This is a genomic window from Kineosporia corallincola (assembly GCF_018499875.1).
Taxonomy (GTDB): domain Bacteria; phylum Actinomycetota; class Actinomycetes; order Actinomycetales; family Kineosporiaceae; genus Kineosporia; species Kineosporia corallincola.
Map to the genome: position 1 here is coordinate 125572 of NZ_JAHBAY010000004.1, position 12555 is coordinate 138126.

General features: G+C 69.7%; 12 protein-coding genes. 7 read left to right on the forward strand and 5 right to left on the reverse strand.

What is annotated here, in order from left to right:
* The first annotated feature begins 10 nt into the window (after positions 1-10).
* A complete protein-coding gene (locus KIH74_RS10785) occupies positions 11-469 on the forward strand; it encodes a response regulator (protein ID WP_214155709.1) in 459 nt (152 codons plus the stop codon).
* 14 nt (positions 470-483) lie between these two features.
* Here the strand turns inward: KIH74_RS10785 and KIH74_RS10790 are convergent, their stop codons facing one another.
* Positions 484-1971 (reverse strand): MFS transporter, encoded by a 1488-nt coding sequence (locus tag KIH74_RS10790; protein WP_214155710.1) that lies wholly within the window; start codon positions 1969-1971, stop codon positions 484-486.
* 93 nt (positions 1972-2064) lie between these two features.
* On the opposite strand from KIH74_RS10790, the gene KIH74_RS10795 reads away from it, so the two are divergent.
* The 4 genes from KIH74_RS10795 (at position 2065) to KIH74_RS10810 (ending at position 4999) form a co-directional block, all read left to right on the forward strand.
* Positions 2065-2724 carry a TetR/AcrR family transcriptional regulator gene (locus KIH74_RS10795; protein WP_214155711.1) on the forward strand — a complete coding sequence of 220 codons (660 nt, stop codon included), beginning with the start codon at positions 2065-2067 and terminating at the stop codon, positions 2722-2724.
* A 37-nt stretch (positions 2725-2761) separates the two neighbouring features.
* The gene (locus tag KIH74_RS10800; RefSeq protein WP_214155712.1) at positions 2762-3721 is read left to right on the forward strand and encodes a hypothetical protein; all 960 of its coding nucleotides are present in this window, start codon (positions 2762-2764) and stop codon (positions 3719-3721) included.
* A gap of 119 nt (positions 3722-3840) precedes the next feature.
* Entirely contained in the window at positions 3841-4275 is a 435-nt protein-coding gene (locus KIH74_RS10805) for a DoxX family protein (protein WP_214155713.1), read from the forward strand.
* Between the two features lie 277 nt (positions 4276-4552).
* Entirely contained in the window at positions 4553-4999 is a 447-nt protein-coding gene (locus KIH74_RS10810) for a DoxX family protein (protein WP_214155714.1), read from the forward strand.
* A gap of 239 nt (positions 5000-5238) precedes the next feature.
* On the opposite strand, the gene KIH74_RS38500 is transcribed toward KIH74_RS10810, so the two are convergent.
* A complete protein-coding gene (locus tag KIH74_RS38500) occupies positions 5239-6864 on the reverse strand; it encodes a lysyl oxidase family protein (protein ID WP_214155715.1) in 1626 nt (541 codons plus the stop codon).
* Positions 6865-7185: 321 nt separating this feature from the next.
* On the opposite strand from KIH74_RS38500, the gene KIH74_RS10820 reads away from it, so the two are divergent.
* Complete coding sequence (locus KIH74_RS10820; protein WP_214155716.1) at positions 7186-8982, forward strand: thiamine pyrophosphate-requiring protein; 1797 nt, start codon at positions 7186-7188, stop codon at positions 8980-8982.
* Here KIH74_RS10820 and KIH74_RS10825 read toward each other — a convergent pair whose 3' ends face one another.
* The 3 genes from KIH74_RS10825 to KIH74_RS10835 all read right to left on the reverse strand — a co-directional run bounded on the left by KIH74_RS10825 (position 8983) and on the right by KIH74_RS10835 (position 11398).
* Complete coding sequence (locus tag KIH74_RS10825) at positions 8983-9528, reverse strand: DUF4240 domain-containing protein (RefSeq protein ID WP_214155717.1); 546 nt, start codon at positions 9526-9528, stop codon at positions 8983-8985. It lies immediately after the preceding gene.
* A 14-nt stretch (positions 9529-9542) separates the two neighbouring features.
* Positions 9543-10400 carry a calcium-binding protein gene (locus KIH74_RS10830; protein WP_214155718.1) on the reverse strand — a complete coding sequence of 286 codons (858 nt, stop codon included), beginning with the start codon at positions 10398-10400 and terminating at the stop codon, positions 9543-9545.
* 218 nt (positions 10401-10618) lie between these two features.
* Entirely contained in the window at positions 10619-11398 is a 780-nt protein-coding gene (locus KIH74_RS10835) for an SAM-dependent methyltransferase (RefSeq protein WP_214155719.1), read from the reverse strand.
* Positions 11399-11856: 458 nt separating this feature from the next.
* On the opposite strand from KIH74_RS10835, the gene KIH74_RS10840 reads away from it, so the two are divergent.
* Positions 11857-12510 carry a response regulator transcription factor gene (locus tag KIH74_RS10840; RefSeq protein WP_214155720.1) on the forward strand — a complete coding sequence of 218 codons (654 nt, stop codon included), beginning with the start codon at positions 11857-11859 and terminating at the stop codon, positions 12508-12510.
* Positions 12511-12555: the final 45 nt, after the last annotated feature.

The following is a 12555-nucleotide window of genomic DNA, read 5'->3' on the forward strand; positions in this document are numbered from 1 at the left end:
GGGGGGCGTGATGCACGAGATCGCAGGGCCGATCTTGCTCGTGGAAGACGGCGACGAGGCGGAACTCACCCGCTGGGCCTTCGCCCGGTGCGGCGTGCCCAACCGGATGGTCCTGGCCCGCGACGGCGTCGAGGCACTGGAACTGCTGTTGCCCGAGGACGGTTCGCAGGCCCTGGAGCCGGCGGTCGTGCTGATGGACATCAACATGCCCCGGATGAACGGCCTGGAGGCGCTTCGCATGCTCCGGGCCGATCCGCGCACCCGCTCGCTGCCGGTGGTGATGCTGTCCAACTCGGCGGCCGAGCGCGACATCGTGGAGAGCTCCGCGTCGGGGGCCAACAGCTACGTGCAGAAGCCGATCAACGGCGACGACCTGCTGGAGGTGGCCCGCCAGGTGTGCTCGTACTGGCTGGGTCTGCACCGGCGGGCGGTCGACATCAGGGGTGCGACGCAGGTGTCGCACCCCTGACGTGAACCAGTAGGTCAGGACTCGTCAGCCGCCGCAGCGGTTTTCGCCTCACCGGTGCGGTGCACGACCAGCCCGGCCCCGGCCGCCAGCAGCGCCGCGACGGCGCAGATGGTGAACAGCACCCGGTAGCCGGTCAGTGAGGGCACCTCGATGCCCGGGCCGAGCGACATCGTGATCGCCGCCAGCAGGCTGCCGCCCAGGGCGCTGGCCAGCGTGCTGCCGAGCGAGCGGGCCAGGGTGTTGATGCCGTTGGCCGCCGCCAGGTCGTGGGCCGGGGTGTGGTGGTTGATCAGGCTGGGCAGGGCCGCGTAGCCGATGCCGCTGCCCAGGCCGATCACCGTGCTGCCGACCACGATCTGCCACAGGTCGGCCACCAGGGTGATCCGGACCAGCAGGCCGAGCGCGATGATCGTGCCGCCGAGGGCGAGCACCCGGCCCGCCCCCCACGAGCCGATCAGCCGGGCGGTCACCGGAGAGAGCAGCAGCATCAGCACACCGCCGGGCATCAGGCACAGCCCCGCGGTGAGCACGGACGAGTCGAAGCCGTAGCCGGTGGCTTCGGGGGCCTGCACGTAGTTCGCCGTCCCCACGAAGGTGGCGAAGAGCGCGAACCCGATGAAGATCGAGGCCACGTTGGTGATGGCCACCGGGGGGTTCGCCATGGCCCGCACGTTCACCAGCGGATTCGTGGTGCGCAGCTCGGTCAGGGTGAGCAGGAACAACAGGACGACGGAGAGCACGAGAAGACCCAGCGTGCGCAGCGAGGTCCAGCCCCAGTCGGTGCCCTGCGAGAGCGGCAGGATCAGGCTGACCAGGCCACCGGCCAGCAGCAGGGCGCCGAGCACGTCGACGCTGCCCTCCCGGCTGGGCTTCGGCTCGGGCACCAGCAGCCGCACCAGCACGACGCTGATCAGGGCGCCGATCGCGCCGATCCAGAACAGCACGCGGTAGCTGAAGTTGTCGGCGATCAGCCCGGCCAGCGGCAGCCCGAGGGCACTGCCGATGCCGAGCATGGCCGAGATCAGGGCCACCGCCGAGCCCTTGCGGGAGGCCGGAAGAGTGGCGGCGAGCAGGCTGATCCCGAGCGGGATCGAGGCGCTGGCCAGGCCGGACAGCGCCCGCCCGGCGATCATCACCTCGACGTTCGAGGTCAGGGCCGCCATCAGCGAACCGACCGTCAGGGCGGCCAGGCTGATCATCAGCAGCAGGCGCCGTCCGTACATGTCGGCCAGACGGCTGAGGATCGGCACGGCGACGGCACCGGTGAGCAGGGTGGCCGTGAGCATCCACTGCGTCGCGGTGGCGGAAGCCCGCATGTCGGTGGCGATCTCGGGCAGCACCGGGATCACCAGGGTCTGGCTGAGGGCCGCCATCAGGGCGCCGAGACCGGTGGCGACGATCTCGACGGTGGAGCGGAACCCGCCGGCCTGTTCCGGGTCCAGGCGGGGGTCGAGGTCGGTGTCACCGGGGTGGGTGCCGACCTCGTCGGAGGCGTGAGCCATCGGGTCTCCCTTTGCAAACGCATGTTTACTTGAAAGGTAGGGCCGTCGTCGGCCGGTAGTCAAACGATCGTTTACATGCGTGATACTTGACGGATGACGGCGACATCAGGGCAGCACCGGCCACGGGTGCGGGATGCCGGGGCCACCCGTGCCGACCTGCTCAGGGCGGCCCGCCGCCGGTTCTCCGCCCTCGGCTACGAACGCACCACCAGCCGCGACATCGCCCGTGACGCGGGCGTCAACGTGTCGCTGATCTACCGGTATTTCGGTTCCAAGGAACAGCTTTTCGAGGTCGTGCTGGAAGAGACGGCGGACCTGTTCCAGCGCCTGGAGACCCAGACGCTGGAGCAGCTGGTCGAGCAGTTCGTCGACGGGCTCACCGGTGGCGGCACGCCTGACCCGCACTACGGCGGCAAGCATCCGTTGCTGGTGATGCTGCGGGAGACGAGTGACGACAGCCGCACCTCGAAGCTGCGGCACCAGACCCTGGGCGCGGTGATCTCGCACTTCGCCGAGGTGATCGCGCGGCGGCACCACACCGACCCGACCCCGCAGCAGATGGCCGCGGCCCGGCTGCGGGCCGGGCTGCTGTTCTCCACCTTCGCCGGCGTGGTCACGTTGCGCGCCGCCATTCCGGGTGACGAGTTCTCCTGCGCCGGCCCCGACGACCTGCGCGCCGAGCTGACCAGGATCGCCACCGAGGTCGTCGCCGGCCCCTTGACTCCCGCGCCGGAGCTGCCGAAGAGAACCTGACCATCTCTTCAGCTCGCGTCCGGGGGCAAACGTGGGTGTGACGACGACCCTGACGTGTCAGGCGTGCCTGCGTCCGCTGGGGCAGGACCAGAGCTTCTGCGAGAACTGCGGCACGCGGGCCGCGGACCGGCCCGCGCCCCCGCCGGTGCCCCCGCCCTCCCGGCCGGACCGGATCCCGTTGCCGCGTCAGGTGCAGATGCGGGAGATCCTCACCCCGAACCGCGCCCGCACCGTGGAACGACGCGGAAAGCACACCGGGGCCTGGGTTTTCCTGTTCGTGGTGCTACTGGTGGCCGGGCTGACGGTGGTCGTGCTGCGGCTGGCCGGCGCGTCCGGCCCGGGCACGGAGGCCGAGAGGCAGGCAGCGGCCCTGGCCCGGGCGCAGGCGGAGCTGCGACCCCAGCTGGACCGGTTCATGCTCAGCCGGGCCGCCTTCTTCGCCGGTGAGCGCCGCTACCTGCCGACCGTGACGAGGGTGCGCGCCGCGCTGACCGAGTACAACCGGCAGCTGGTCGCGGTGGAGAACGAGATCGACGCGATCAACGCCGCCCACGCCGGCCGGTGCGGGGACTCGTGCGCGTCGCTGGACTACCCGGCCTACCCGGCGCGGCCTGCCCTCACCCAGGAGCTGAGAGATCTGGCCGCGGTGGAGCGGCGGATGGACGAGCTGCACACCGAGCTGGTCACGATGCACGTGTCCGGCGGGATGATCATCGCCTACAGCGACCTGCTCAGCGCCGTGGACCTGATGGGGCAGGACGCGGAGCAGAACCTGGACGCGCTGAACGACATGCTCGGGCCGCAGGACGAGGACTACGGCGGCGGTCTCGGCGCGCTCGACGTGGCCGATCTGCGCGGCAACAGCGCGCTCCCGGCCATTCTCCGGATGAACGCCGACCTGCTGCGACTGCTCGAACGGGTGCAGCTGCCGGTCGGCACGCTCGACCTGCCGGGCGGCCGCGACCGGTTCCGCGCCGACCACAGCACCAGTCTCTGATCGCGTTCCGCACAGCGGGAGCGTGAGCTTTCCCTCATCGTTGAACGCTCAATATTTGTTGATTCAAGTTTTTCGATCGGTCATCGTGGTGGGCGTCGTGACCCGTCGAAAGGACTGTTGTGAACAACGCCATGCTGCGTGACCTCGCCAAGCTCGTCACCCGGCTCGCCCTCGGCGTCATCTTCATCGCCCACGGCTGGCAGAAGTTCAACGAGTGGGGCATGAGCGGCACCGCCTCCTCGTTCGACCAGATGGGCGTTCCCGCACCGACTCTCAGCGCCTGGTTCGCCGCCGTGGTCGAACTGGTCGGTGGCGCCCTGCTGATCGCCGGGCTCGCCGTGCCGATCGTCGGAATCCTGCTGCTGCTCGACATGCTCGGTGCGCTCTTCATCGTGCACCTCGACGCCGGCCTGTTCGCCAGCACGGGTGGCTACGAACTGGTGCTCGCCCTGGGGGCGTTCTCGCTCCTGCTCGCCGCCGTCGGTGCGGGGCGTTTCAGCCTCGACCAGGTGGTGCTGCCTCGCCTCACCCGCGGCACCGTCGCCGCCTCCTGATCCGGCGGAACTCTCACAACGGTGGACGACGACGGGCCGCGCGCGCCCGTCGTCGTCCACCGTCGTGGCGTCTTGTTGCCTGGAGCAACACCCAGTCGGGGTACAGGGAACTCTCAGAGTGACGAGTGTTAAGCGCAGAGTTGAGGTGCCGATAATTGTCTCTTCAACTTTCGCTAGGGCAAGGCCGGGAAAACTGGGCGCATCAATCGGCCGATGGGAGCGCGACGGGGCGCTCCGCCGGTTCCCCCTCCAGTCTTGACCGGTTGAAAGGATTCTCGTGAATTCCCTCTTGCTGCGCGATATTGCCGTTCTGCTCGCCCGGGTCGCGGTCGGTGTCGTCTTCATCGCCCATGGGTGGCAGAAGTTCAGCACCAACGGAATGGACGCCACCGCCAAGGGTTTCGATGCGATGGGCATCCCGCTGCCCACCGTCAGCGCCTGGTTCGCCATGCTCGTCGAGCTCGGTGGCGGCGTGCTGATGATCGCCGGGCTGGCCGTGCCGCTGGTCGGCCTGCTCCAGGCGTTCAACATGCTCGGCGCCCTGTACTTCGCCCACCTCGACGCCGGTCTGTTCTCGCAGGACGGCGGTTTCGAGTACGTGCTCATCCTGGCCGCGATCACCCTGCTCATCGGCGCGGTCGGTGCCGGCCGCCTGAGTATCGACCAGGTGATCTCGCCGCGGCTCGCCCGTGGTGTCGCCGCCCCGGCCGGGGCGGCCGCCTGAGTTTCCGTGCACGGACGACGCCGGGCCGTGAGGGGCCCGGCGTCGTCGGCGTTCCGCCGGGTCGTTGACCTTCAGGCTGGTCGAAGGCCCACCATGGCCGGGTGCCCACTTCTGACCAGCTGATGTCCATCGGTGCCTGGACGACGAGGGGGTGTGGTGGCCGCCGAGGCCGCCCGCCTGGGCCCGCACGGTACGGATCGGGTGACACCGGCGCCCGGACGGGCGCCGGCGTCCTCGGGTCAGCCCTTCACACCCTGGTACGGGTACACCTTGATCGTGCGCTTGCCGCCGGGCTTTCCGCCGATCTTGATCTTGCGCAGTGCCGAGTTGTTGGCGTAGGTCGACTCGGCCAGTTTCTTGTCCGGGTTGGCCAGCGTCTGGATGTAGTAGACGCCCGCCTTCACCTTGGTGATGTTGAACGACTGGCCCGGCAGGTCCTGCGAGTAGGTGTCGCCCCAGCCGGTGCTGAGCACCTCGCGGATGCTGAGCAGGTTGGCGTTGCCCTGGCCGCAGGCGGTGTACAGGTCGGTCGACTCGGGCTGCCACTGGGCGCCGTCGACGGTCAGGTCGACCGAGTCGGTCGGGGCCAGGCAGAAGGCCTCCTTGCCGCTGACCACGGCCTTCTTCTTGGTCGAGTCGAGCAGCCGGTACGAGGCGAAAGCCTTGAAGTGCCAGTGGTTGTGGCCGGTGCGCGGGTCCCACTCCATCTCGCCGGCCGGGCTGTAGCCGACCTGCTTGCCGTCCTGGTCGAAGAAGTACTGGTAGGCGTCCAGCACGCTCTTGCCCTTCTTCCGGAAGCCGTCGACCACCAGTGGCGACGGGCCGGCGTTCCAGACGGTGGCGCCGAACGTCAGGTAGGTCTTGTTCTTCTTGCTGGTCCGGTCGAGGCGGATCTGATACGCGGGCAGCGAACGGAGGTCGGGCTTGGGCAGGTCGTCCGCGGCGGCCGCGGACAGCCGGTTACCCGTGGGCGCCGACTTCGCCGGCACGTTGGGCTGCCCCAGAGCGGCCTTGCGCCCGGCCTCCCGGGCGGCGTGCTGCGGCGACAGGTCGGTGGCGGTCATGTCGATGCCGGTCATGCTCAGGCCGTGGTTGTGGTTCATGTCGTGGGTGGAGGCGGTGCCGAAGCCCGAGCCCTCCTTCACCGTGGACACCTTGATCTTGATCGTGGAGGTGCCCTCGGCGGTGGTCAGGCCCAGGGCCTTGCGCCACGGCTTGCTGACCGTCGCGGTCAGCGTGTAGGTGCCGTCCTTACCCCCGAAGAACAGCGGGTTGTCCCAGTTCCCGAGCACCGGCGTGGCCCAGCCGGCGGGCAGGCCGAACACGTGCCCGAGCGCGTAGGGGTGGCTCCCGCACTCCTGCGGGTAGGGCGACTCGGCCACCGCCTCGGCCGTGACCCGGTTCTGCTCGGCCGAGCTCGGGCAGAAGTCCATCTTCTGGCTCAGCACCGACTTGCCGGCCGGGCCCTTGACCCTGACGTCGAAGAACTTGGTCAGCGTGGACGGGCTCGCGGTGATCCCGGCGGGCAGGGTGGTGACGACCCCGCCCGAGCTCAGCGTGGTGGTGATCGGGTCCTTGTACGACTTGCCGCGGTGGGTGCGGATCTCCAGGTCCTTCGGGGCGACGGCGTAGAAGCCCAGGCCGTACAGCCCGATGTCCTCACCCTTGTAGCGCTGCACGGTCTGGGTCTTGACCGGTACCACCAGGTCGAGCGCGGCGGACGACGTGGCGGCGGTGCTCTGGCCGGAGACACGCTCGGCCGCGGTCACCCCGGCCGCGGTGACCACCGATCCGGCCAGCACCGCGGACAGCGCCACGGTGGCGGCAGGAGCGGCGCGTCTGAAGAAACGGCGACTGACGATCACGGGATCCCCCCTCGGGAGTGTGGTGAGGCGTCCGTTTTGTGCGCCTCGCCGAGACCCTACGGTCGCACCGGGGTGGGCGAATCAGCCTGCGGGATGATCGGATACCGCGCGAAAGTGCCCCGGAATCCACCTGAAGGAGGAGTATCGGCCGGGTGCCGGGATCGTGGTGGTTGCCGGTCTGCCGTTGCGGCCCGCGCGTTCCGGAGAATAGTGAGGGGCGGACCAGGACGCCTGGGTGCGGCGCCGTCGACGGCTGCCCGCTTCCCGCCCGAGACAAGGGCGACGGCCAGGACGTCGTCGCACGTCGCCTCCGGAGGACCCGTGACCCAGACCGTCGCCGATTTCGTTCTGTCCCGCCTGCGGGAATGGGGTGTGGAACAGGTTTTCGGCTATCCCGGTGACGGCATCAACGGCCTGATCGGGGCCTGGGGCCGGGCCGACGACCAGCCGCAGTTCGTGCAGTCGCGGCACGAGGAGATGTCCGCGCTCCAGGCGGTGGGCTACGCCAAGTTCACCGGCCGGCCCGGTGTCTGCGTGGCCACCTCCGGCCCGGGCGCCATCCATCTGCTGAACGGCTTGTACGACGCCAAACTCGACCACGTGCCGGTGGTGGCGATCGTCGGCCAGACCGAGCGCAGCGCGATCGGCGGGGCCTATCAGCAGGAGGTCGACCTGCTGAGCCTGTTCAAGGACGTGGCCAGTGAGTACGTGCAGATGGTCACGGTGCCGCAGCAGTTGCCGAACGTGCTGGACCGGGCGTTCCGCACGGCCCAGGCCCGGCAGGCGCCGACCTGTGTGATCATCCCGGCCGACGTGCAGGACCTGCCCTACGAGCCGCCGGAGCACGCGTTCCGGCAGGTGCCCTCCAGCCACCCGGTGACCAGCTGGCCCACCGTGTCGCCCGACGATGCGAGCGTGCGGGCCGCGGCCGAGCTGCTGAACTCCGGCTCGAAGGTGGCGATGCTGATCGGGCAGGGCGCGCGCGGCGCGAAGGCCGAGGTGATCCAGGTGGCCGACGTGCTCGGTGCCGGGGTGGCCAAGGCCCTGCTGGGCAAGGACGTGCTCGGCGACGACCTGCCGTTCGTCACCGGCGCGATCGGCCTGCTCGGCACCCGGCCGAGCTACGAGCTGATGCGCGACTGCGACACCCTGCTGACCGTCGGCTCGAACTTCCCCTATTCGCAGTTCCTTCCGGAGCTGGACCAGGCCCGCGCGGTGCAGATCGACATCGACGGCAAGTACCTCGGCCTGCGCTACCCCTACGAGCTCAACCTGGTCGGTGACGCCGCGGCCACCCTGCGCGCCCTGCTGCCGCTGCTGCGCCGCCAGGAGGACCGCTCCTGGCGGGAGACCGTGGAGCAGAACGTGTCCCGCTGGCGTGAGACCGTCGACCGGGAGGCCGCGGTGGCGGGTGACCCGATCAACCCGATGGCGTTGTTCCGCGAGGGGTCCCGGCGGCTGCCCGCCGACGTGATCGTCACGTCCGACTCCGGATCGGCCGCCGACTGGTACGCGCGCTGCGTGGAACTGACCGGGGAGATGCGCGGTTCGCTGTCCGGCACGCTGGCCACGATGGGCGCGGCCGTGCCCTACGGCATCGGGGCCAAGTTCGGGCAGCCGCACCGGCCGGTGGTGGCGTTCGAGGGTGACGGCGCGATGCAGATGAACGGCCTGGCCGAGCTGCTGACCGTCGCGCGCTACTGGAAGCAGTGGGCCGACCCGCGGTTCGTCACGGTGGTGCTGCACAACAACGACCTGACCCAGGTGACCTGGGAGCTGCGCTCGATGGGTGGATCACCGAAATTCGTCGAGTCACAGTCGCTTCCGGAGGTTTCGTACGCCGACTTCGCCACCGGCATCGGGCTGGAGGGCATCACCGTGGACCGGCCGCAAGACCTCGGCCGGGCCTGGGACCAGGCCCTGACCTGCGGCCGGCCGGCGGTGCTCGACGTGCGCGTGGACCCGGACTTCCCGCCGATCCCGCCGCACGCCACGCTGGAGCAGGCCCGGGCCACGGCGGCGGCGCTGCTCAAGGGCGACGAGAACCGGCGCGGGGTGATCTCGGCCGGGATCCGGACCAAGATGCAGGAGCTGCTGCCGCACCGGAACCAGGACTGATCAGCCCAGCAGCCGGGCCGCGAGTTGTGGCAGGCGGCGGCGCATCTCGGCGTCGTCGTCGAAGTCGAACTCCTCGCCCAGGTTCGGGCAGCTGTTGCGGGCCAGGGACTGGCTGCGGCTGTTCCATTCCGTGTGGAAGTTGTCGCCGTGCCCGGTGACCTGCTCGAAGGCCTCCCTGGCCAGGTAGTTCACCGACTCCATGAACAGCCGCTCGCCGTCTTGCTCCAGCACGGCGGGATGGCCGGCCAGACTGTCCGGCCCGGCCAGCACCCGGTCGAACCAGGCCTGGCCGTAGGTGATCAGCCCGGCCCGGAAGTCGATGAAGGAGTCGTCGGAGCAGCCACCGCCGATCAGGTACGCGGCACCCCAGACGTCCCACCGGTAAAGGGCGTTCGCGGCGTCGTCAAAATGTTTCTGGAAGAGGACGATGTCTTCGGGGGAGTGCCGGACGAGCTCGTCGTGCAGCGTCTCCTCGATCGGCCGGCCGGTGGCGTCGGCCGCGGCGCGGGCCGCGCCGACGACCACCCAGAACGTGTCGCTGTCCATGGACACGGATCATGTCAGTTCTGGCGGATGACGTCCTTGCCCGGCCCGCCGTGGATGGTGTCGGTGCCGGGGCCGCCGTACAGCCGGTCGTTGCCGCTGTTGCCCCAGAGCGTGTCGGCGCCCTTCTTGCCCCAGACGGAGTCGTTGCCCGGGCCGCCGTAGAGGGAGTCGGCGCCGGAGCTGCCGTAGAGCCGGTCGTCGCCGGCGTCACCGCGCAGCGCCGCGCCGTCGGTGGCGTAGAGGATGTCGTCGCCGGCGCCGCCGTTGCCGGAGTCGCTCACCCGCAGCACGTCGTCACCGGTGCCGCCGAGCGCCGAGCTGTTGTCGCCACCGGGACCAGCCACGATGACGTCGTCGCCGGGGCCGCCCCAGATCGCGCTGCCGTCGATGCCGCCGTCTTCCTGGCGGCTGGTGATGGTGTCGTCGCCACTGCCGAGCCAGAACTTGTTGTAGTCGAAGGCCTGGTGGGACGGGTTCTCGAACACCACCTCGTCGTCTTCGTCGAGGAGCTCGAACACGCCGGTGTCGAGCGGCGAGGGGGTGTCGTAGATCTCCAGCGTGCACTGCACCCGGGTGTAGTCGGCCGTTTCCGGGTAGACGCATCCGCTGCCGGCCTGGATCTCCCAGACGTCCTTGAGGGTGTAGGTCCGGTAGTAGTGGTCGTCGCTGGTGGTGATCTTGCCGACGGTGACCTTGAGGTGGTTGGCCTGGCCGAGCGCCGCGGTGAAGTGCACCCGGTCGCCCTCGATGCGGACCTGGGCCGGCGCCTCGTCGGCGGCGAGCGCGGGCGTGGTGGCGGCCAGGGCGCTCGCCCCGGCCGCGAGCAGGGTGACGGGCAGGGCCGCATGACGAAAACTCTTGCGTGTGAGCATGGTTGACTCCAGAGCCGAGAATCCGGTCGCGTCTGGACGGCGCGAGAGTGAGATGCCGGTCACTCTACGCTCGCGCTCTGTCGCCCGGGCCGGGTTCCGGCTCTTCGGGCAGGGTTTCGCTCGTTGTCACCCGAACGGTGGACGGCGAAGGGGCAGTCCTGGGGTGGCGGGTGCCGATGATCAGGTGAGAAGGGCTGTGCGGAGCAGGGATTGGGCCGTTACTTGCGGGCCACGCCCCCGCTCATCGCCACGTCGGCGTCGGTGGCCCGCTCGTCGTCGAGGCGGCCGAGCTCGGGGCGCCAGCGGTGCACCAGTGAGACGCCGGGCTCGATCATCTGCATGCCGGTGAAGAACTCGCGCACCTGGGCGGCGCTGCGGGCCACGGCGAACATGCCGCGGGCGTTGTAGGCGTCGACGGTGCGCAGGATGCCCGGGTCGTGATCGGCCGTGACCATCGACAGCACCAGGAAACTGCCGGCCGCGAGTGGCTCCAGCAGGCGCCGCACCACGTCGTGGGCCACGTCGTCGGGCACGAACTGGAGCACCGCGACGATCGACAGCGCGACCGGGCGGGTGGGGTCGATCAGCTCGGTGAAGGCCGGTGCCTCCAGGATCGACTCCGGTGAGCGCATGTCCGCCTCGACGTAGCGCACCCGTTCGGCGTGCCCGGGCGTCAGCAGAGCGGTGCCCTCGCGCAGCACGACCGGGTCGTTGTCGACATAGACCACGCTGCTGTCCGGGCCGGTCACCTCGTGCAGGTTCGGCGAGGTCGGGATGCCGGAGCCGATGTCGAGGAACTGCCGCACGCCCTCGGCCTGGGCCAGGTAGCGCGCCGTGCGCTGCACGAAGAGCCGGTTCTGGCGCATGGATGTGGGCAGATTCGGCCACCCGGCCACGGCCTGGGCCGCGGCCTCACGATCGGCCGGGTAGTTGCTCGTGCCGCCGAGGATGAAGTCGTACACGCGTGCGGGATGTGCGACGTCCGTGCGCAGGTCCACCCAGCGAACCTAACACCGTTACATGCCAAACATAGGTGAAACCGTGCAAATGCATGGATGTGCGGCGCGCCACCGTGGGCAGATGGGATTTGTGGGGTGTTTGACCGTCACCACGGTTCACGGCCATGACACAGACTTGCAACGCGTCAAGGAGCGCCGGACCTCGCTCTCCCGCCTTTATGGGGGATGAGGCTCGCTCGGCACCCGGGGAGGGGCGGGTGCCGGGCCTGATCCGGCTGCGGGAACGCCTGGTCACGGAAATCGTGACCAGGCGTCATGATTCGTCACCGTTGGGTGACAAAGCGTGAGTCTTCCACGCCCTGCTGCCATACTGCGCCGGTGTCGTTGCCCCCGGTGGACCGTCAGTGGCAGTTTCTGCCCCTACGTCACGTGATCGTCGGTCCTGCGCTGATCGCGGTCGATCGTCGTCTTCCCGGTGCCCTGAGGGCGGGGGTGACATGGACGGCGACGCCGGCGTGAAGGTGGTTCTGGTCGACGACCACCCGGCGATCCTCGCCGGGGTGCAGGCCTGGATGGCGATGGCGACCCCCGCGGTCGAGGTGATCGCGGCCGGGTCGGACCTGTCCGTGGCCTGGCTGGAACCCGGCCGCTCGGTGCCGGTCGTGGTGATGGACCTGCAACTGGGCGGGGCCCCGGCCTACGCCGACCTGTCCCGCCTGGTCGAGCACGGGCGGCAGGTGGTGGTGTACTCGATGCGCGAGGACAGCGACACCGCCCTGACCTGCCTGGAGATCGGCGCCTTCACCTACCTGACCAAGGCCGAGGGCCAGGCGCACCTGGTCGACGCGGTGCGGGCCGCCTCCGAGTCCCGGCCCTACGTGTCGCCGTCGCTGGCCGGGGCGATGGGGGTGGACAACCGCCGCATCCGCCCCGACCTGGCGCCCCGTGAGGTCGACGTGCTGCTGGAGTGGTTCCGCTGCGAGTCGAAGGACCTGGTGGCGCAGAAGCTCGGCATCTCGGCCCGCACCGTGTCCACCTACATCGACCGGGTGCGCATCAAGTACGCCAACACCGGGCGACCCGCGTCGACCAAGGCCACGCTGGTCGCCCGGGCCATCCAGGACGGTCTGGTGTCGCTCGACGACCTCTGAAACTGTGGACGACGACGAGCTTCTCGAAAGCTCACCGTCGTCCAC

Excerpts from the sequence above, each read along its gene's own strand:
- KIH74_RS10785 (WP_214155709.1), top strand. The coding sequence starts at position 11 with ATGCACGAGATCGCAGGGCCGATCTTGCTCGTGGAAGACGGCGACGAG.
- KIH74_RS10790 (WP_214155710.1), bottom strand. The coding sequence starts at position 1,971 with ATGGCTCACGCCTCCGACGAGGTCGGCACCCACCCCGGTGACACCGAC.
- KIH74_RS10795 (WP_214155711.1), top strand. The coding sequence starts at position 2,065 with ATGACGGCGACATCAGGGCAGCACCGGCCACGGGTGCGGGATGCCGGG.
- KIH74_RS10825 (WP_214155717.1), bottom strand. The coding sequence starts at position 9,528 with ATGGACAGCGACACGTTCTGGGTGGTCGTCGGCGCGGCCCGCGCCGCG.
- KIH74_RS10830 (WP_214155718.1), bottom strand. The coding sequence starts at position 10,400 with ATGCTCACACGCAAGAGTTTTCGTCATGCGGCCCTGCCCGTCACCCTG.
- KIH74_RS10840 (WP_214155720.1), top strand. The coding sequence starts at position 11,857 with ATGGACGGCGACGCCGGCGTGAAGGTGGTTCTGGTCGACGACCACCCG.